Origin of the sequence: Ensifer sp. Root1252 (genome assembly GCF_001425885.1) — a bacterium.
GTDB classification, from domain to species: Bacteria; Pseudomonadota; Alphaproteobacteria; order Rhizobiales; family Rhizobiaceae; genus Ensifer; species Ensifer canadensis.
The window spans coordinates 38,596-56,571 of sequence record NZ_LMDT01000012.1 but is presented as its reverse complement, the minus strand read 5'-3'; the positions used below and the strand labels follow the sequence as shown (position 1 = coordinate 56,571).

The following is a 17,976-nucleotide window of genomic DNA, read 5'->3' as shown; positions in this document are numbered from 1 at the left end:
GGACGATCTCTTGGCAGCGCTTGCAAGCGCGCCTCCACAACGATTAACTGCACGGATGGCCTTCACCTTCAGACAGTTGCAGTATTTCGTCGCCGTCGCCGAGCAAGGCTCGATCACGCGGGCGGCGCAGAACCTCTCGATCTCGCAATCCTCGATCACCGAGGCGATCAAGGAGCTTGAAGGGGACCTCGGCGTCGAGCTGTTCGACCGGCATCCGCGCGGTCTTTCGATCACCCACAACGGCCATCAGTTCCTGCGGCATGCGACCAAGATCCTCTCCGATGTCTCCGACGCCCGGCGCAGTTTTTCCGACAGCCGCGAGGAAACCGGCGGCAAGCTCAATCTCGGCGTCACCTCGCTGGTTGCCGGTTACGTCCTCTCCGACCTGCTCGCTCGCTATCGCCGCGCCTGTCCCGGCGTCGATGTCAGTGCCATCGAGGACAACGGCTCATATCTCGAACACCTGCTGATCGGCGGCGAACTCGACGTTGCCGTCATGGTCATTTCCAACCTGCGCGACCGCATGGCGCTGCAGGCTGAGATTCTCGAAACCTCGCCCTATCGCCTCTGGCTGCCGATCGGCCATCCGCTTGTCAGCGCCGACATCATCTCGATCAGCGATATCGCCAAGGAGCCGCTGATCATGCTGACGGTGGATGAAATCGAGGAGAACACCGGCAAGCTGCTGTCGGCGCTCGGCGCCCGCCCGCATGTCGCCTTCCGCACCCGCTCGGTCGAAGCGGTGCGCAGCCTGGTGGCGACTGGCGCCGGCATCGCGCTCCTGCCCGATCTCGTCTACCGCCCCTGGTCGCTTGAAGGCGACCGCATCGAGAGCCGCGACGTCTCCGGCGCCCTGCCCGTCGTCCAGGTCGGCATGGTCTGGCGCAAGGGCTCCAGCCTGCCGCAATCGGCCCGCGATTTCGTCGGCATAGCCGAAGCGCTTCGCAGCGCCCGGCCGCGCTAAAAATCCCGGTGCGATCCAGAACCACGAGTAAAATCATGTAGCTACTCGGCATTTGCCGGGCACGTTGGAGCCTTGACACGGCCCTGATATCGGTAAAACCGATAGCGGCATTCTGATTAATGAATTTGCGAATGCGGAGAAATCAAGGCACGTTTCAATCTGGGAACGAAGCCGTAAAATGCGGCTCAAAACTGGGAGAATTCAGATGAAGCAGATCCTGAAATCCTGCACCGCGCTGACGTTGTCGCTCGGCCTCGTGGCGCCCGCCTTGGCGCAGGAGCCGCTGAAGGAACTGGGCAAGGGCGAAGGCGAACTGTCGATCGTCGCCTGGGCTGGCTACATCGAGCGCGGCGAGACCGACAAGAACTACGACTGGGTCACCGATTTCGAAAAGCAGACCGGCTGCAAGGTCAGCGTCAAGACGGCCGCGACCTCCGACGAAATGGTGGCGCTGATGAACGAAGGCGGCTTCGACCTCGTCACCGCCTCGGGCGACGCCTCGATGCGGCTCGTCGCCGGCAAGCGCGTCCAGCCGATCAACACCGATCTCATCCCCAGCTGGAAGACGATCGACGAGCGCATGCAGAACGCGCCCTGGCACACGGTCAACGGCGTTCACTACGGCACTCCCTATGTCTGGGGTCCGAACGTGCTGATGTACAACAAGGATGCCTTCAAGGGCGAAGCGCCGAAGAGCTGGAACGTCGTCTTCGAGGAAATGAACCTGCCCGACGGCAAGTCCAACAAGGGCCGTGTCCAGGCCTATGACGGCCCGATCCATGTCGCCGACGCCGCCAACTACCTGATCAAGCACAAGCCCGAGCTCGGCATCAAGGATCCCTACGAACTCAACGAAGACCAGTACAAGGCAGCGCTCGATCTGCTGCGCACCCAGCGCACGCTCGTCGGCCGCTACTGGCACGATGCGATGATCCAGATCGACGACTTCAAGAACGAAGGCGTCGTCGCCTCCGGCTCCTGGCCGTTCCAGGTCAACCTGATGGAAGCCGAAAAGCTGCCGATCGCCTCAACCATCCCGGAAGAAGGGGTCACCGGATGGGCTGACACCACCATGCTGCACGCCGAAAGCGCCCATCCGAACTGCGCCTATATGTGGATGGAGCATTCGCTGTCGCCAAAGGTCCAGGGCGACGTCTCTGCCTGGTTCGGCGCCAACCCGTCCGTCGGCGCAGCCTGCAAGGGCAATGACCTTCTGACCGACGCCGGCTGCAAGACCAACGGCTACGAGGACTTCGACAAGGTCAAGTTCTGGAAGACGCCGGTGACGAAATGCGCAAGCCAGGGCGAATGTGTGCCTTACCACCGCTGGGTCTCCGACTACATCGGCGTTATCGGCGGTCGCTGAGCCGCCACGACCATATCGCAAGCATCGCCCCTCACCCTGACCCTCTCCCCGCACGCGGGGAGAGGGAACGCCCCCGGCAAACCCGCCGGGTGAGCTTTGGGCGAGACGCCAACCGCACGTTCCCTTCTCCCCCCGAGCGGGGAGAAGGTTGCGGCAGCGGGATGAGGGGCTGGAATCCTGGAGCAATTTGATGTCCACCGCCGTTCTTTTCGACAATGTTTCCCGCCACTTCGGCGCCGTACGCGCGGTCGATGGTGTGGACCTCGAAGTCGCCGAGGGCGAGTTCTTCGCCATGCTCGGCCCCTCGGGCTCGGGCAAGACCACCTGCCTGAGGCTGATGGCCGGCTTTGAACAGCCGACAGGCGGTCATATCGAAATCTTCGGCGAAACCGCGGAGGGCGTGCCGCCCTATCGCCGCAGCGTCAACACCGTGTTCCAGGACTATGCGCTGTTCCCGCATCTCTCGATCCTCGACAACGTTGCCTACGGGCTGATGGTCAAGGGCGTCGGCCGCGAGGAGCGCCGCAAGGCGGCGGCAGATGCGCTCGCCATGGTCAAGCTGCCGGACTATGGCAGCCGCCGCCCCGGCCAGCTCTCGGGTGGCCAGCGTCAGCGCGTGGCGCTCGCCCGCGCGCTGGTGAACAAGCCCAAGGTGCTTTTGCTCGACGAACCGCTCGGCGCGCTCGACCTGAAGCTGCGCGAGCAGATGCAGGAGGAACTGAAGACCCTGCAAAAATCGCTCGGCATCACCTTCGTCTTCGTCACCCACGATCAGGGCGAAGCGCTGTCGATGGCCGACCGCATCGCCGTCTTCAACGACGGCCGCATCCAGCAGCTCGGCAGCCCAGAAGAAGTCTACAAGCAGCCGAAGACACGCTTCGTCGCCGATTTCGTCGGCTCGTCAAACGTCTTGCCGGCAAAGCTGTGCCAGAGGCTGGGCGTCAGATCCTCCTATGCCAGCCTTCGCCCCGAGGCGATCGCGCTGTCGGCCCCGCGCGAAGGCGCGCTCAGCCTCAACGGCACCGTGTCGGCCCATAGTTTCCTCGGCGCGGTCAACCGCGTCGTCGTCGACGTCGAAGGCGCGCGCATCGCGGTTGCAAGCCCCGCCTCGCTCGCCGTCCCGCAAATCGGCAGCCCCGTCACTATCAGCTTTGCCGCCGACGAACTGCACCCGATGGAGGACGCATGACCGCCGTCGCTGAAAATCTCGCAGTCCCGGATCGCCGCGGCCCGACCGGCCGGCTCTCGGACTTCTTCTGGAAGCACCCGCATGTGCTGCTTGTCGTCATGCTGGCGCCGCCGCTCTTATGGCTCGGCGTCGTCTATGTCGGCTCGCTCTTTGCTCTCCTGCTGCAGAGCTTCTTCTCGATCGACGACTTCTCCGGCCTGATCAATTACGAGTTCACCTTCGCCACCTACCGCCAGCTGCTGAGCGAAACCAATCTCGACATCATCCTGCGCACCGTATCAATGGCGGCAATCGTGACGCTCGCCTCGGCGCTCATCGCCTTCCCGATCGCCTATTACGCGGCGCGCTACGCGCAGGGAAAATGGAAGGTGCTGTTCTATCTCGGCGTCATGCTGCCGCTCTGGTCGAGCTACCTGGTCAAGATCTATGCCTGGAAGCTGATCCTGGCCAAGGAAGGCATCGTCACCTGGTTCCTCGCGAAGCTGCATCTTCTGTGGGTGCTCGATGCCTGGCTCTCGCTTCCCGTCGTCGGGGGCAACTCGCTCTCGGTCAGCTACACCGGCACCTTCATCGTCTTCGTCTATGTCTGGATGCCGTTCATGATCCTGCCGATCCAGGCAGCGCTGGAGCGCGTGCCGACCAACCTGATCGAGGCCTCCTCCGATCTCGGCGGCACGCCGGCCCAGACCTTTCGCCACGTGCTCTTCCCGCTGGCGCTGCCGGGCATCGTCGCCGGCTCGATCTTCACCTTCTCGCTGACGCTCGGCGATTACATCATTCCGCAGATCATCGGCTCCTCCCGGCTGTTCATCGGTCAGGCGGTCTATGCCCAGCAGGGCACTGCCGGCAACATTCCGCTTGCCGCCGCCTTTACCGTGGTGCCGATCGTCATCATGGGCGCCTATCTCTGGATGGCCAAACGCATGGGGGCCTTCGATGCGCTCTGACCGCCTCAACCGCTCGCCCCTCGGACTGAAGATCGCAGCTGCCGCCGGCCTCGCCTTCATGCATGTGCCAATCCTGCTGATCTTCCTCTATGCCTTCACCACGGAGGAAAAGAGCTACCAGTTCCCGCCGCCGGGGCTGACGACACAATGGTTTGCGGTTGCCTGGAACCGGCCGGATGTCTGGGCGGCGCTGACGCTCTCGGTCAAGGTCGCCTCGATCGCGACCGCGGTCGCCCTGGTGCTCGGCACGCTCTGTGCCGCCGCCGTCAGCCAGACCCGCTTCTTCGGCCGCGAGACGATCTCGCTGCTGGTCATCCTGCCGATCGCGCTGCCCGGCATCATCACCGGCATCGCGCTGCGCTCGGCCTTTTCCATGGCGGAGATGCCATTCTCCTTCTGGACGATCGTGCTCGGTCACGCGACCTTCTGCATCGTCGTCGTCTACAACAATGCGGTGGCCCGTTTCCGCCGCATATCGGGCTCGCTGATCGAAGCCTCGATGGACCTGGGTGCCGACGGCTTCCAGACCTTCCGCCACATCATCCTGCCGAACATCGGCACCGCACTTCTTGCCGGCGGCATGCTCGCCTTCGCGCTGTCCTTCGACGAGGTGATCGTCACCACCTTCACCGCCGGCCAGCAGTCGACGCTGCCGATCTGGATGCTCGAAGAACTCATCCGCCCGCGCCAGCGACCGGTGACCAACGTGGTCGCCATGATCGTGGTGCTGGTCACTTTCCTGCCGATCCTCGGCGCCTACTACCTGACCCGCGACGGCGACCAGATCGCCGGTGCCGGCAAGTGAACTCGACTTTCAAGGGAGAACAGACATGGACACCCAGCTTTTGATCGGATCGCGCTTCGAAGCCGGAACCGAGGCCGAAGAGCATATCCTGAACCCGCGCACCGGCGGAAAGATCATCGACCTCGCCGAAGCCTCGCACATTCAGGTCGAGGCGGCGGTGAGCGCGGCAGAACGCGCCTTCGTCTCCTGGTCGATGACGACACCCGGCGAACGCTCCGGTTACCTGCTCAGGATCGCCGACGCGATCGAAAAGCACGCCGACGATTTCGCAGCCCTTGAAGCGCTCAACTGCGGCAAGCCGATCAATGCGGTGAAGAACGACGAACTGCCGGCGATCGTCGATTGCTGGCGCTTCTTTGCCGGCGCCATCCGCAATCTGCACGCGCCGACATCGGGCGAGTATCTGCCGGGGCATACCTCCATGGTTCGTCGCGATCCGGTTGGCATCGTCGGCTCGATCGCGCCCTGGAACTACCCGCTGATGATGATGGCGTGGAAACTGGCACCGGCGATTGCCGGCGGCAACACCGTCGTTTTCAAGCCGTCCGAACAGACGCCTTTGACGGCGCTGAAGCTCGCCCGTCTGCTCGCCGACATCCTGCCGGAAGGCGTGGTCAACGTTGTCACGGGCCGCGGCGAAACCGTCGGCAACGCGCTGATCAACCACCCGAAGATCGCGATGGTCTCGATCACCGGCGACATCGCCACCGGCAAGAAGGTGCTGACGGCCGCCGCCAAGACGGTGAAGCGCACGCATCTGGAGCTCGGCGGCAAGGCCCCTGTCATCGTCTATGACGACGCCGACCTCGAAGCCGTCGTCAACGGCATCCGCACCTTCGGCTATTACAATGCCGGCCAGGACTGCACCGCCGCCTGCCGCATCTATGCCGAAGCCGGCATCTACGAAAAGCTCGTCGCCGACCTGAGTTCGGCCGTCTCCACCATCCGTTACAATCTCGCCGACGACACCGAAAACGAGATCGGCCCGCTGATCTCGCGGCGCCAACGTGATCGCGTCGCAAGCTTCGTCGAACGTGCGGCCGACCAGAAGCATATCGAGATCACCACCGGCGGTGCTCCTGGCAGCGCCGACGGTTTCTTCTTCCAGCCGACGGTGATTGCCGGCGCGACGCAGGAAGACGAGATCGTCCGTCGCGAGGTGTTCGGCCCTGTCGTCTCGGTCACCCGCTTCACCGGCAAGGACGATGCCGTCGGCTGGGCCAACGACAGCGATTATGGCCTCGCCTCTTCGGTCTGGACGAAGGACATCTCCAAGGCGATGAAGGCCGCCTCGCGCCTGCAATATGGCTGCACCTGGATCAACACCCACTTCATGCTGACCAACGAGATGCCGCATGGCGGCGTCAAGCAGTCGGGCTATGGCAAGGACATGTCGGTCTATGCGCTCGAGGACTACACTGCTGTCCGTCACATCATGATCAACCACGGCTGACGCCGGCAGGACGTTGGCCGCGGTGCGGACAAAGCATGCAAACGAAGATAAACGGGAGGAAAATGCCATGTATCGCCGTCAACTGCTTGCTGCTGCAGGTGCATTGGGTCTGAGCACACTTCTTCTGGCGCCCGCCGGCCTCGCCGCCGACGCGGCGCCTGATGTCGTCGGTGCCTATGTCGCAGCGTGGAATGCCCATGACTCGAGCAAGGCCGCATCCTATTTCGCCGACGACGTCACCTATTACGACGCGTCCGTCGGCAAGCCTGTCACCGGCAAGGATGCCGCCAAGACCGGTGTCATCGACAATTTCCTGAATGCGGTTCCCGACGCCGTCTGGACCATGAAAGGCGACCCCATCGCCGCCGGCGACAAGGTCTCCTTCGAATGGGAATTCTCCGGCACCAACTCAGGCGCCTGGGCCGATGGCACGGCCGCGACCGGCAAGAGCTTCAAGTTCACCGGCGCCTCGGTCTTCACGGTCAAGGACGGCAAGATCGCCACTCAAAGCGACTATTACGACGCGCTCGGCTTCTACAAGCAGCTCGGCCTGATGTAGGCGGCCGTCGAGCCCGCGGCACCGGCCCTTCAGTAGCCGCAAGCCCGAGCTTGCGGCTGTCTCGCGCCTCGCCCGCGCATTAAAACATGCGGACAAAACTCATAAAATAACTTGCACAACGAATAAACATGAGTAACACGATCATCTTATGAATGTCTGACCCGTTCAGAAGGTGTCGCATGGTTGCAAGATGGCGTCTGTCCGCCCCCGCATTTGTGTTCGCGACGGCTCCGCGCGGCAGGCCTCGCAACGGCAGTGGGCCGGCCACGGGCCACACGCGGGTGCCCCAATGACTGCCGTATCCGAAGCGATCATGGAGACAGGCGCCCCCAAGGTTCTGTCTGCTGCCTTTTCCGGCCCGCACGCCTGGTGCAACGAAAAGATGGTGCTGTCGGACGATCTTTCCGACGGCATGGTCCTGCCCGAGTTCTTCGCCTCCGGCGCCTTCGACCGCGCCCTCGACACCTACGCTGAAAGGTCCGGCGGCACCGACCGCCGCGCGATCGCCTCCATGTGGTCGCTCTACTACTTCTCGGCGCTCACCATCCCCTATCTCGTTGCTCGCGTGCTCGACCATCAGGTGTTGCCGGTCGCCTTCAACCGCATGAAGGTGGCGCTGGCAGAGGATGGCCTGCCCCGCGCCTTTGGCGTCGCCGATGCCGGTAACTGGCAGGCGGGCGATGACGACGACGTGTTTGCCACCCTGGCGCCGCTGATGGGCGAGCACCTGCGCGAAGTGGTCGGCTACCTCAAGTCGAGTGGCGGCATCGCGCCGAAACTCGCCTGGAACAACGCGCTGGTTTACATCGACTATGCCCTGCGCGCCGCCGGCGTCGAGCCGCTTCATGCCCAGGCCGAAGCCCTCATCGGCAGCAGATCCCTGCCCGACGGCTCGCCCAACCCCTTCTTCGATTGCCTGCGTCACGAGGAAGAGGACGGTGCGCGGGTGTGCCGGCGCAAGATCTGCTGCCTGCGCTATCTGCTGCCGGGGGTCCGCAGCTGCGGCAGCCTCTGCGCCCTTCCCACCCAACGGAAACAGTAGTTTTGCTTCTCCTATCGCGATCCACGGTCCGGGCCTTGCTGGCCATCTTCGTCACCACCACGCTTTTCGCCACTGGCGCCCGGGCCGAAAACCGATGGCCGCTGACGGTGAAGGACGCGGCCGGGCGCGAGGTGACGTTAGCGGAAAGGCCAAAAGCCATCCTGCTTGGCAGCGGCTTCAACCTGGTCGCGCTTTCGCTCATTCATCCGGACCCCGTCAGCCTGCTGGCCGGCTGGTCCGGAGACATGAAGGGCGACAACCCTGAGATCTACGAGAGCTTTCGCAAAAAATTTCCTGCAATCGCCGACGTGCCGCTGATCGACGACGGCGGCACCGGCGCCGCACTGTCTTTCGAAACGCTGCTGACGCTGAAGGCCGACCTCGCGATCCTCGCCAACTGGCAGGCCGACACCGAGCCGGGCCAGCGCGCCATCGACTATCTCACCAGCACCGGCGTGCCGGTCATCGTCGTCGACTTCAACAGCGATCCCCTGAAGAGCACGCCGGATTTGATGCGGCTCCTTGGGCGTATCTTCGAACGCGACGAGCAGGCCGAAGCCTTCGCACGCTACTACGAAGACAAGCTGGCGCTGATCCGCTCCCGTGTCGCCGCCAAGCCCGAACCGCGCCCAACCGTGCTGATGGATGCGTTTCCCAAGCCTGACCGTTGCTGCTGGGCCTATGGCGTCGGTGGGCTCGGCGAATTCCTGACGTTCGCCGGCGGCCGCAACATCGCCGAAGGCGCGCTGCCGCGCGTCGGCGGCACCGTCAATGCAGAAGCGGTGATGGCGGCAAACCCCGACGTCTACATCGCCACCTCTTCGCCCGGCGGCACCTATAGCGGCTTCTCCATCGGTCCCGGCGTTGCCAGGCAAGAGGCGCAGCAGACCTTGGCTGCGGCCGTCGCAACGCCGGCGCTATCGAGCGTTGCGGCGGTCGAGAACGGCCGCGTCCATGGCGTCTGGAACTTCTTCAACGCCATCCCGCTCAATATTGTCGCTGCCGAAGCCTTCGCCCACTGGCTGCGGCCCGACATCTTCGCCGATCTCGACCCGGAAAAGAGCCTCGCCGACATCAACGAACGCTTCGCAGCCGTTCCTTTCGAGGGCACCTATACCGTCAGCCTTGGGGCCGTTACGCCCCGGTAGAAGCGCCCAAAAGCCCGCAACATTTGCAATCGCCGCAAGGGGTTGACGAAATCGCTCGCCGTTCAATCCACCAAATGTCGCAAGCGTGACCTTCGACCAGAGCCACGCGATGTTGCCACCCGCTCCTCACACTATATAAGGGTCGACGAGGAGGAGCTTCATGCTTTGGTTGGTAGCGTTGGTTGGCGTGGCGATCGTGTATCTGGCGGCGCGTTTCAGCCGCTTTCGCCGGTGGGCCGAGCCCATCCTCTCGGTCGCAGTGGCGATCGCCCTGCTCTCTGCCTTCGTCGTCTGGATCAGCGACCGCGGCGAGCGCAAGGCTGCAGCACCTGAGCCGGTGGCGACGGCCCCGGCGGCTCCGGCCGCCCAGAACATCAGCCTCGACGGCATGACGTTCGAACAAAGCCAGCCGGAGCGCAGCTTCCGCCTGCGCGGCACCGTCAGCAACAATGGCGCAACACCGCTCGAATATTTCCGGCTTTCCGTGACGCTCGAAGACTGCCCGCAGGACGCATGCGCGAAGATCGGCGACGACTCAGCCCTGGTTCTCGCCCGCGTGCCCGTCGGCCAGGCAAGGCCTTTCGAGACTTTCCTCACTTTCCCGAGCCGAGAGGGCGAAAGCCTGACGACGCCGAAATGGACCTACCAGGTGCTGGAAGTCCGCGGCGCCGCCAGCCGATAAGCCACTGCACGCGTTGCGGCGTCCTTACGCTGCCGACGCCGGCCGCATGGCCGAAATGATTGCCGCCGTGGTCGTCACCTCCGCGAATTCCGCCCGCAGCGTTGCGACATGGGCACGGTGGATGTCCCGCGCCGGGATCATGTCGCCGTCGCCATCCGGCTGGTCGAAGCAGTCGCAGGCATCTTCCACCAGGACCACCCGGTAACCGAGATTGGCGCCGACCCGCACCGAGGTCGAAACACACATATCAGTCGAGATGCCGAAGAGGACGATCGTATCAACGCCGAGCCGGCGCAGGCGAAGATCGAGATCGGTGCCGATGAAGGCGGCGTTGACGCTCTTGTTGACGAGCGGTTCGTCGCCAACGGGCTCGAAGCCCGGGCGCGGCGCGTTGCCAGACGCACCCGGCCTCAAGGTCGAGCCCGGCGCGACGCTGTCGTGCCGCACATGGATGATCGGCCGGCCGGCCGCGCGCCAGGCGGCAAGCAAGGCGCGGCCGTTGTTGTCAACGTCCCCGTTCCAGCGTGGCGGCCAGGGAGCGGCATCAAATGCCTGCTGCATGTCGATCGGGATGAGGACGGCATTGTCGGGAAGTCTCGGAATGGTCATGGCTAACGCTCCTTGATTGCCTCGGGAAGCTAGCCGTCCTATCGTCCGGTTTCACTGGACATGATGGCGGAAGACCGGACGATTGTCCGGCAAAATGACCAAGGGGACGACACATTGACCGAACTTGATGAAAAGGACCGGCTGCTGGTGGCCGCCCTGCGGCAGGATTCGCGCCAGAGCCTGGTGGCGCTTGCCCGCCATGCCGGCTTGTCACGCAGCGCCGCCCATGAACGTCTGCGCCGGCTCGAAACCAAGGGCGTCATCGCCGGCTATACGATCCGCATCGGCATCGAGGACAAGGCGCCGGTCGTGCGCGCGCTGATCGCGATATCCTTCCAGCCCGGTAAGAACTGCGACCACATCGTACCGCATCTCGCCGGCATGCCGCCGGTCGTCAGCTGCTGGTCGCTCGCCGGAGAGACCGACCTGATGCTGCTGGTCGAATGCGCTTCGAACGGCGATCTTGACACCATCCGTCGGCAGATCTCGTTGATATCGGGCGTCGCCACCGTGCAGACCCATGTGGCGCTGCGCACCCATTTCGATAGGCGTGACTGATCGCGCTGCGCCGATAGACGATGCCTGGCGTTGTTTCGGCCTCCATGCCGCAACTGAGACCACGGATACCTACCTCATTCCTGTGCTCGTCACAGGAATCTAGCGACGGCGCGTCCGCGCCGTCAGTGACATTCTTCGTCACATCAGGCGTTTTCAGAATTCTTTCACACCGCCGACGCGGCGCTGCTGGATCCCTGTGACAAGAACAGGGATGATGGTTGCGAAGGCCGGCTGATCTCGTCGAGATACCAGTTGATGTAGCGCAGCTCGTTCTGCTCCATCGGCGCGATCGGGCCCGGCACGAAATAATGCGAGCGCACGCCGCGCGAGGTGTGCTCGATGATCGCCTTGTCCTCATCGGTCGTGACCTTCCACAGCCAGGTGAGCTTTTCGAGGTCGTAGTCCTGCCCCTCCTCGGCCTTGCCGTCGACAAGCCAGATCAGCTCCATTTCGCAGGTGCCCGCCGTCTTCGGAATGAAGCGGTAGATCATGCCGTGATCGGGATAGCAGACGAGGAAGGTCGTGCCGCCGAGGTGGATGGAGGTGACGCCGCCGTCGAAATCGCTGAACCGGCCCATCAGGGTGCTAAGCGGCTGGCCGTCCTTGCTGCCGGTCTTGACGCCGTCATAGAGCGCATAGCGGAAGGCATGCACCGTCTCCTTGCCGCCGGCGGAACTCTGCCAGTGATCGCCGGAACCGACCTCGATGCCGAGAGCGCAGGTGCGCGCCTCCATCTTGGCGTTCAGCTCCTCGATCATGTGCAACGGCTGTTCGAGCGCGTGCGTCTCGGAATACTCAGGATGCGCCGGGCCGCAATGGTAGCACTCGACATAGTTCTCGACCGCGAGCTTCCAGTTGGCGTCGACAGGATAGGACTGCCGGTGCGCGACCTTGGCCTCGGCCCAGCCATATTGGCCGCAGGTGGCATGCAGCAGGTTCTCGACCTCGGTGAAATCGAGCGGCTGTTCGGCAAAGGAGATGAAGATCAGCCCCTCGACGACGCGCACATGAAGCTTCTTCAGCCCATGGTCCTCACGCTTGAAATCCTTCGGCATCAGCCGCGCCGCCTTCAGCGCACCGTCATTGCCGTAGGTCCAGGCGTGGTAGGGACAGACGAAGGCGCGGGCGTTGCCCTTTTCCTTGGTGCAGACCTCGGCGCCGCGATGGCGACAGACGTTCAGCATCGCATGGATCGCGCCCGTGGCCGTGCGGGTGACGATCACCTGCTCGGCGGCCATGCGAAAGACTTCGAAGTCATTGGGGTTGGGGATCACGCTTTCATGCGCGACGCAGTGCCAATGGCGGCGAAACACCCGGTCGAGATCACGCTCGTAGATATCCTCGTCGTGGTAGAAGGCCCGCACCAGCCCATGGCCCGGCCGATGCGCAGCGACCAGCTGATCGATGCGGTCGCCCGCGACAGTCGTATTGGAAAGGTCCGATGCGAACATGGCCCTGAACTCCTGAAAGAAGAACCGGAAGAACCGCGTCCCGGCGCGCGCATGCTAAATTTGCCTTGATGTACGAGGCTGCCCCTCACCCCCACCCTCTCCCCGCACGCGGGGGAGAGGGAGAGCGCTCCACCCGCACCTCAACCGCGCCCTTACTCAGGCACGGCGGTCGCCACACGTCTCCTTCTCCCCGTCAAACGGGGAGAAGGTGGCCGGCAGGCCGGATGAGGGGCAGCCTCAAACGCCGTCGTTACATCCTCACCCGCTCGGAACGCGGATCGTACATCGCCTTCAGCGACGCCTCCGCCTTCACCCGCGTGCCGGCGATCTCGATCTCGAAGCTGGAGCCGAGCACGTCGGCGTCGCTTTCGCCTTCCGACGGCACATAACCAAGGCCGATGGCACCGCCGAGATGGTGGCCGTAGTTGCCCGAGGTGATGGTGCCGACGATCTGGCCGTCGCGCACGATCGCTTCGTTGTGGAAGAGCAAAGGCTCGGGATCGGCCAGCCGGAATTGCACCAGCCGGCGCGAAAGCCCGCGATTGTGCTTGGCCAGCACCGCCTCGCGACCGATGAAATCGCCCTTGTCGGGTTTCACCGCAAAACCGAGCCCGGCTTCGAGCACATGGTCCTCGTCGGTGATATCGTGGCCGAAATGGCGGAAGGCCTTTTCGATACGGCAGCTGTCGAGCGTGTGGATGCCGCAGAGTTTCAGCCCGACATCCTGCCCCGCCTCCTCCAGCGCCTCGAACACATGCGCCGTCTGGTCGGTCGAGACGTAGAGCTCCCAGCCGAGTTCGCCGACATAGGTGACGCGGTGGGCGCGGGCGAGCCCCATGCCGATCTCGATTTCGCGCGCCGTGCCGAAGGGATGCGCCGCATTCGAGAAATCGTTCGGGCTCACCTTCTGCATCAGTTCGCGCGCCTTCGGCCCCATGACGCAGAGCACGCTTTCGCCGGCACCGACATCGGTGATGACGACGAACTCGTCGCGCACATGCTTGCGCAGCCAAGCAAGATCACGTTGAAGCGTGGCGCCCGGAACGACGAGCAGGAACGCGGTTTCAGAAAGGCGCGTGACCGTGAGGTCGCTTTCGATGCCACCACGGCCGTTGAGCATCTGGGTGTAGACGATACGGCCGGCCTCGACATTCATCTCGTTGGCGCAAAGCCGCTGCAGGAAGGAAAGCGCATCGCGCCCCTCCACCCGGATCTTGCCGAAGGAGGTCATGTCGAACAGGCCGACGCCGTTGCGAACCGCCAGATGTTCGGACTTCTGGTTCTCGAACCAGTTCTGCCGTTTCCAGGAGTAGCGGTATTCGCGCTCCTGGCCGTCATTCGCAAACCAGTTGGCTCGCTCCCAGCCGGCCACTTCGCCGAAGACCGCGCCACGCGCCTTCAGATGCTCGTGCAGCGGCGAGCGGCGCACGCCACGCGCCGTCGCCATCTGGCGATAGGGGAAATGGTCGGCATAGAGCAGCCCCAGCGTCTCAGAGACCCGATCCTTGAGGTAAGCGCGGTTCTTCTGGAAGGGCTGTGCCCGGCGGATATCGACCTCCCAGAGATCGAAGGGCGGCTCGCCGTCGTTCATCCATTGGGCGAGCGCCATGCCGGCGCCGCCTGACGATACGATGCCGATCGAGTTGTAGCCGGCCGCGACCCAATAGCCTTTCACTTCCGGCGCCTCGCCGAGATAGTAGCGGTCGTCCGGCGTAAAGCTTTCCGGCCCATTGAAGAAGGTATGGATGCCCGCCGTCTCCAGCATCGGCATGCGGTTGACGGCCATTTCGAGGATCGGCGAGAAATGGTCGAAATCGTCTGGCAACTGGTCGAAGCAAAAATCCTCACGGATACCGTCCATGCCCCAGGGTTTGGCCTTCAGCTCGAAGGCGCCGACCAGCATCTTGCCGGCATCCTCCTTGTAGTAAGTGCATTCATCCGGCACGCGCAGCACCGGCAGGCGCTTGAGGCCGGGGATCGCCTCGGTGACGATGTAGAAGTGCTCGCAGGCATGCAGCGGCACGGTGACGCCGGATTGTCGCGCGAACTCCCTGCCCCACATGCCGGCGCAGTTGACGACGTTGTCGGTTTCGATCGTATAGCTTTCGCCGTTCTGCTCGCAGGTCACGCCCGTTACCCGGCCGTCCTTCTTCAGAACCGCGGTCACCTTGACGCCCTCGATGATCGTCGCGCCGTTCTGCCGCGCACCCTTGGCGAGCGCCATGGCGATGTTGGCCGGGTCGCACTGGCCGTCGAGCGGCAGATGCACCGCCGCCTTCACATCCGAGGTGTTGAGATGCGGATACATCGCCTTGACTTCGTCAGGCGTGATTTCACGCACATCGACGTTGAAGGCGCGCGCCAGCGAAGCCTGGCGGTAGATCTCCTCCTTGCGTTCTTCCGTCAGCGCCACGGTGATCGAACCGTTCTGGCGCATGCCGGTGGAGATGCCGGTTTCGGCCTCCAGCTTGACGTAGAGGTCGGCGGAATATTTTGCCAGCCGCGTCATGTTCTGCGAGGCGCGTAGCTGGCCGATCAGGCCGGCCGCATGCCAGGTCGTGCCCGACGTCAGCTGCTTGCGTTCGAGCAGCACCACGTCGGTCCAGCCGAGCTTGGCGAGGTGATAGGCGACCGAACAGCCGGAGACGCCGCCACCGATGATGACTGCCCGGGCTTTCGAGGGAATCGGCTTGGTCATGCGCGCAGTCTTTCATTGGAGGGATCCCAGAGCGGCTGGTCGGCCTCGACGGTCGCCTTGAAGCGGTCGCCGAAGATCTCGACCTCGATCTCGTTGCCGGGCACGGCGAGATCGGCGCGCAGCATGCCGAGCGCAATCGACTTGCCGACGCGGTAGCCCCAGTTGCCCGAGGTCGTTTCGCCCACCACCTGGCCGTCCGACCAGAGCGTCGACATATACGGCGCGTCGCAGCCGTCGGCGGCGACTGTCAAAGTGACGAAACGTTTGCTGACACCCTGCTGCTTTTCGCGCTCCAGCGCCGCCTTGCCTTTGAAGCCGGGCTTTGCCCAGTCGACGAAGCGCTCCAGCCCGCCCTGCAGGATGGTGTAATCGGTGGAAAGGTCGCCCTTCCAGGCGCGGTAGCCCTTCTCGATGCGCAGGCTGTCGAGCGCCTCCATGCCGAAGGGTTTCAGGCCATGTTTCTCTCCGGCAGCCCAGACGGCATCGAAGATCGCGGCGGTATCGTCCACCTTGGTGTGGATCTCCCAGCCGAGTTCACCGGCAAAGGATACCCGCACCAACTGGCAGTAGCGCCCGGCAATCTGCGCTGTCTGGTGCGTGAGCCAGCCCTTGGCGAGATCCGCATCGCTGACATCGGCAAGGATGTCGCGCGATTTCGGCCCGGTGAGGATCTGGCAGCTAAACTGCGTGGTGACATCGTCAAGCGTGAACGCGGCATCGGCGGGCCGATGTTTCTGCAGCCATTCGAGATCGTGCCACTGCGCCGTTGCCGCCGTGATCAGGAAGAAGAAATCCTCGTCCAGCATCATCACCGACATTTCGGTGACGATGCGGCCCTTGTCGTCGGAGAAATAGGCAAGGCCGATGCGGCCCGGCTTCGGCACCCGGCCGGTGATCAGGCCCGAGAGCCATTCGGTCGCGCCCTTGCCCTTGATCCGGAAGCGCGAGAACCCCGGCAGGTCGAGGATGCCGGCGGCATCGCGCACGGCGAGACACTCTTCCTCGATGCGCTTGGCCCACGGCCCCGCCCGCCCCCAGGTCTGCGTTGCCTCTTCGGAGGTGTCGTCACCTGATTTGGCGTACCACATCGCCCGTTCCCAGCCGTTATAGGGCTTGAATTGCGCGCCGAGTGCCTGGATCCGGTCGTGGATCGGCGACAGCTTCTTGCCGCGACCCGCCGCCCAATAGTGCTTCGGAAAATGCATCGCGTACTCGTGGCCGTAGATCTCCATGCCCTTGGCGATGCAATAGTCCTGGTCGGTATAGTCGGTGTACCGGCGTGGATCGCAGGACCACATGTCCCATTCCGTCTGGCCCTCGGTGATCCACTCAGCCAGCACCTTGCCGGCGCCGCCGGCCTGGCAGATGCCGAAGGTGAAGACGCAGGCCTCAAACGCGTTCGGCACGCCGGGCATCGGCCCGATCAGCGGATTGCCGTCGGGCGCATAGGGGATCGGGCCGTTGATGATCCGCGACAGCCCCGCGGTCCCAAGGATCGGCACGCGCTCGACAGCGTCGTTCAGATACCATTCCAGCCGATCGAGATCGTCAGGGAAGAGCTGGAACGAAAAGTCCTCGGGCATCGGATCGTCTGATGTCGTCCAGTGTGCCCGGCAGTTACGCTCATAGGGCCCGAGGTTCATGCCGTTCTTCTCCTGGCGGAGATAATAGGAGCTGTCGACATCGCGCAAGAGCGGCAGCTTGTGTCCGACCTCCTTCGACCAGGCGGCCAGTTCCGGGATCTCGTCGAACAGCACGTACTGATGGCTCATCACCATCATCGGCACGTCGCGGCCGAACATCTTGCCGACCTCGCGGGCATAGTAGCCGGCGGCGTTGACGACGTATTCGCAGCGGATTTCGCCCTGCGGCGTCGAGATCACCCATTCGTCGTTTTCGCGGCGCGCCGCCGTAACGGGACAGAAGCGGATGATCTTTGCGCCCATGTCGCGCGCGCCCTTGGCCAGCGCCTGCGTCAGCTGCGCCGGGTCGATGTCGCCGTCATAGGGGTCGTAGAGCGCACCGGTCAGCTCGTGCGTTTCGAGGAACGGATAACGGCTGCGCATCTCGTCGGGCGTCAGGATGTCGAGGTCCATGCCCTGGTAGCGACCCATGCCGACGACACGCTTGAACTCCTGCAGCCGCTCCTTCGAGTGGCCGAGCCTTATCGAGCCGGTGACGTGGTAGTTCATCGGATAATCGACGAGCGCACCGAGATCGCGGTAGAGCGAGGCGGAATAGCGCTGCATGTTCATGATCGACCAGGACGACGAGAAGGTCGGCACGTTGCCGGCCGCATGCCAGGTCGATCCGGCCGTCAGCTCGTTCTTTTCCAGAAGCACGCAGTCGGTCCAGCCGGCCTTGGCAAGATGGTAGAGCGAGGAAGCGCCGATCGCTCCCCCACCGATGATCACGACACGCGCGTGAGACGGCAAATTCGACATGCACTGTTCCCTCGTTTTGCCGGAATTCTTGCCGTCGAAACGAGGCGCCATCAAGCGATGG

Annotated in this window: 15 protein-coding genes; 11 read left to right on the top strand and 4 right to left on the bottom strand. The window is 63.7% G+C overall.

The genetic code is table 11. The features are described 5' to 3' along the window. Window positions 1-55 precede the first annotated feature (55 nt). The 10 genes from ASD02_RS12840 (at window position 56) to ASD02_RS12795 (ending at window position 10,155) form a co-directional block, all read left to right on the top strand. Entirely contained in the window at window positions 56-964 is a 909-nt protein-coding gene (locus tag ASD02_RS12840) for a LysR family transcriptional regulator (RefSeq protein ID WP_025427829.1), read from the top strand. Window positions 965-1,169: 205 nt separating this feature from the next. Further along, the gene (locus ASD02_RS12835) at window positions 1,170-2,330 is read left to right on the top strand and encodes an ABC transporter substrate-binding protein (RefSeq protein ID WP_025427830.1); all 1,161 of its coding nucleotides are present in this window, start codon (window positions 1,170-1,172) and stop codon (window positions 2,328-2,330) included. 190 nt (window positions 2,331-2,520) lie between these two features. Further along, on the top strand, window positions 2,521-3,519 hold the full coding sequence (locus tag ASD02_RS12830) for an ABC transporter ATP-binding protein (RefSeq protein ID WP_025427831.1): 999 nt from the start codon (window positions 2,521-2,523) through the stop codon (window positions 3,517-3,519). Further along, window positions 3,516-4,466: an ABC transporter permease gene (locus ASD02_RS12825; protein WP_025427832.1), complete on the top strand. Its 951-nt coding sequence runs from the start codon at window positions 3,516-3,518 to the stop codon at window positions 4,464-4,466. Before ASD02_RS12830 ends, ASD02_RS12825 begins: the two co-directional genes overlap by 4 nt. Continuing rightward, window positions 4,456-5,271 carry an ABC transporter permease gene (locus tag ASD02_RS12820; protein WP_025427833.1) on the top strand — a complete coding sequence of 272 codons (816 nt, stop codon included), beginning with the start codon at window positions 4,456-4,458 and terminating at the stop codon, window positions 5,269-5,271. The genes ASD02_RS12825 and ASD02_RS12820 overlap by 11 nt, the downstream gene beginning before the upstream one ends. Before the next feature lie 25 nt (window positions 5,272-5,296). Continuing rightward, window positions 5,297-6,724: a gamma-aminobutyraldehyde dehydrogenase gene (locus ASD02_RS12815; protein ID WP_025427834.1), complete on the top strand. Its 1,428-nt coding sequence runs from the start codon at window positions 5,297-5,299 to the stop codon at window positions 6,722-6,724. Between the two features lie 67 nt (window positions 6,725-6,791). Then, window positions 6,792-7,283 carry an ester cyclase gene (locus tag ASD02_RS12810; RefSeq protein ID WP_025427835.1) on the top strand — a complete coding sequence of 164 codons (492 nt, stop codon included), beginning with the start codon at window positions 6,792-6,794 and terminating at the stop codon, window positions 7,281-7,283. A 289-nt stretch (window positions 7,284-7,572) separates the two neighbouring features. Further along, complete coding sequence (fhuF, locus tag ASD02_RS12805) at window positions 7,573-8,325, top strand: siderophore-iron reductase FhuF (protein ID WP_025427836.1); 753 nt, start codon at window positions 7,573-7,575, stop codon at window positions 8,323-8,325. 2 nt (window positions 8,326-8,327) lie between these two features. Beyond that, window positions 8,328-9,473 (top strand): ABC transporter substrate-binding protein, encoded by a 1,146-nt coding sequence (locus tag ASD02_RS12800; RefSeq protein WP_057220747.1) that lies wholly within the window; start codon window positions 8,328-8,330, stop codon window positions 9,471-9,473. A gap of 160 nt (window positions 9,474-9,633) precedes the next feature. After that, window positions 9,634-10,155, top strand: coding sequence for a hypothetical protein (locus ASD02_RS12795; RefSeq protein WP_025427838.1), 522 nt, complete (start codon window positions 9,634-9,636; stop codon window positions 10,153-10,155). 24 nt (window positions 10,156-10,179) lie between these two features. Here the strand turns inward: ASD02_RS12795 and ASD02_RS12790 are convergent, their stop codons facing one another. Further along, window positions 10,180-10,764: a cysteine hydrolase family protein gene (locus ASD02_RS12790; protein ID WP_025427839.1), complete on the bottom strand. Its 585-nt coding sequence runs from the start codon at window positions 10,762-10,764 to the stop codon at window positions 10,180-10,182. Window positions 10,765-10,878: 114 nt separating this feature from the next. Here ASD02_RS12790 and ASD02_RS12785 point away from each other — a divergent pair, with 114 nt between their 5' ends. Then, entirely contained in the window at window positions 10,879-11,322 is a 444-nt protein-coding gene (locus ASD02_RS12785; RefSeq protein ID WP_225906328.1) for an Lrp/AsnC family transcriptional regulator, read from the top strand. Window positions 11,323-11,486: 164 nt separating this feature from the next. Here the strand turns inward: ASD02_RS12785 and ASD02_RS12780 are convergent, their stop codons facing one another. The 3 genes from ASD02_RS12780 to ASD02_RS12770 all read right to left on the bottom strand — a co-directional run bounded on the left by ASD02_RS12780 (window position 11,487) and on the right by ASD02_RS12770 (window position 17,915). Beyond that, complete coding sequence (locus ASD02_RS12780; protein WP_025427841.1) at window positions 11,487-12,773, bottom strand: aromatic ring-hydroxylating dioxygenase subunit alpha; 1,287 nt, start codon at window positions 12,771-12,773, stop codon at window positions 11,487-11,489. Window positions 12,774-13,023: 250 nt separating this feature from the next. Further along, on the bottom strand, window positions 13,024-15,471 hold the full coding sequence (locus ASD02_RS12775) for an FAD-dependent oxidoreductase (RefSeq protein WP_057211084.1): 2,448 nt from the start codon (window positions 15,469-15,471) through the stop codon (window positions 13,024-13,026). Continuing rightward, entirely contained in the window at window positions 15,468-17,915 is a 2,448-nt protein-coding gene (locus ASD02_RS12770) for an FAD-dependent oxidoreductase (protein ID WP_057217677.1), read from the bottom strand. Before ASD02_RS12770 ends, ASD02_RS12775 begins: the two co-directional genes overlap by 4 nt. Between the last annotated feature and the right edge of the window lie 61 nt (window positions 17,916-17,976).

Bases quoted from the DNA above. Each gene is read 5' to 3' on its own strand.
- ASD02_RS12840 (WP_025427829.1), top strand. From the start codon at position 56: ATGGCCTTCACCTTCAGACAGTTGCAGTATTTCGTCGCCGTCGCCGAG.
- ASD02_RS12835 (WP_025427830.1), top strand. From the start codon at position 1,170: ATGAAGCAGATCCTGAAATCCTGCACCGCGCTGACGTTGTCGCTCGGC.
- ASD02_RS12830 (WP_025427831.1), top strand. From the start codon at position 2,521: ATGTCCACCGCCGTTCTTTTCGACAATGTTTCCCGCCACTTCGGCGCC.
- ASD02_RS12825 (WP_025427832.1), top strand. From the start codon at position 3,516: ATGACCGCCGTCGCTGAAAATCTCGCAGTCCCGGATCGCCGCGGCCCG.
- ASD02_RS12820 (WP_025427833.1), top strand. From the start codon at position 4,456: ATGCGCTCTGACCGCCTCAACCGCTCGCCCCTCGGACTGAAGATCGCA.
- ASD02_RS12815 (WP_025427834.1), top strand. From the start codon at position 5,297: ATGGACACCCAGCTTTTGATCGGATCGCGCTTCGAAGCCGGAACCGAG.
- ASD02_RS12810 (WP_025427835.1), top strand. From the start codon at position 6,792: ATGTATCGCCGTCAACTGCTTGCTGCTGCAGGTGCATTGGGTCTGAGC.
- fhuF (WP_025427836.1), top strand. From the start codon at position 7,573: ATGACTGCCGTATCCGAAGCGATCATGGAGACAGGCGCCCCCAAGGTT.
- ASD02_RS12795 (WP_025427838.1), top strand. From the start codon at position 9,634: ATGCTTTGGTTGGTAGCGTTGGTTGGCGTGGCGATCGTGTATCTGGCG.
- ASD02_RS12790 (WP_025427839.1), bottom strand. From the start codon at position 10,764: ATGACCATTCCGAGACTTCCCGACAATGCCGTCCTCATCCCGATCGAC.
- ASD02_RS12780 (WP_025427841.1), bottom strand. From the start codon at position 12,773: ATGTTCGCATCGGACCTTTCCAATACGACTGTCGCGGGCGACCGCATC.
- ASD02_RS12775 (WP_057211084.1), bottom strand. From the start codon at position 15,471: ATGACCAAGCCGATTCCCTCGAAAGCCCGGGCAGTCATCATCGGTGGC.
- ASD02_RS12770 (WP_057217677.1), bottom strand. From the start codon at position 17,915: ATGTCGAATTTGCCGTCTCACGCGCGTGTCGTGATCATCGGTGGGGGA.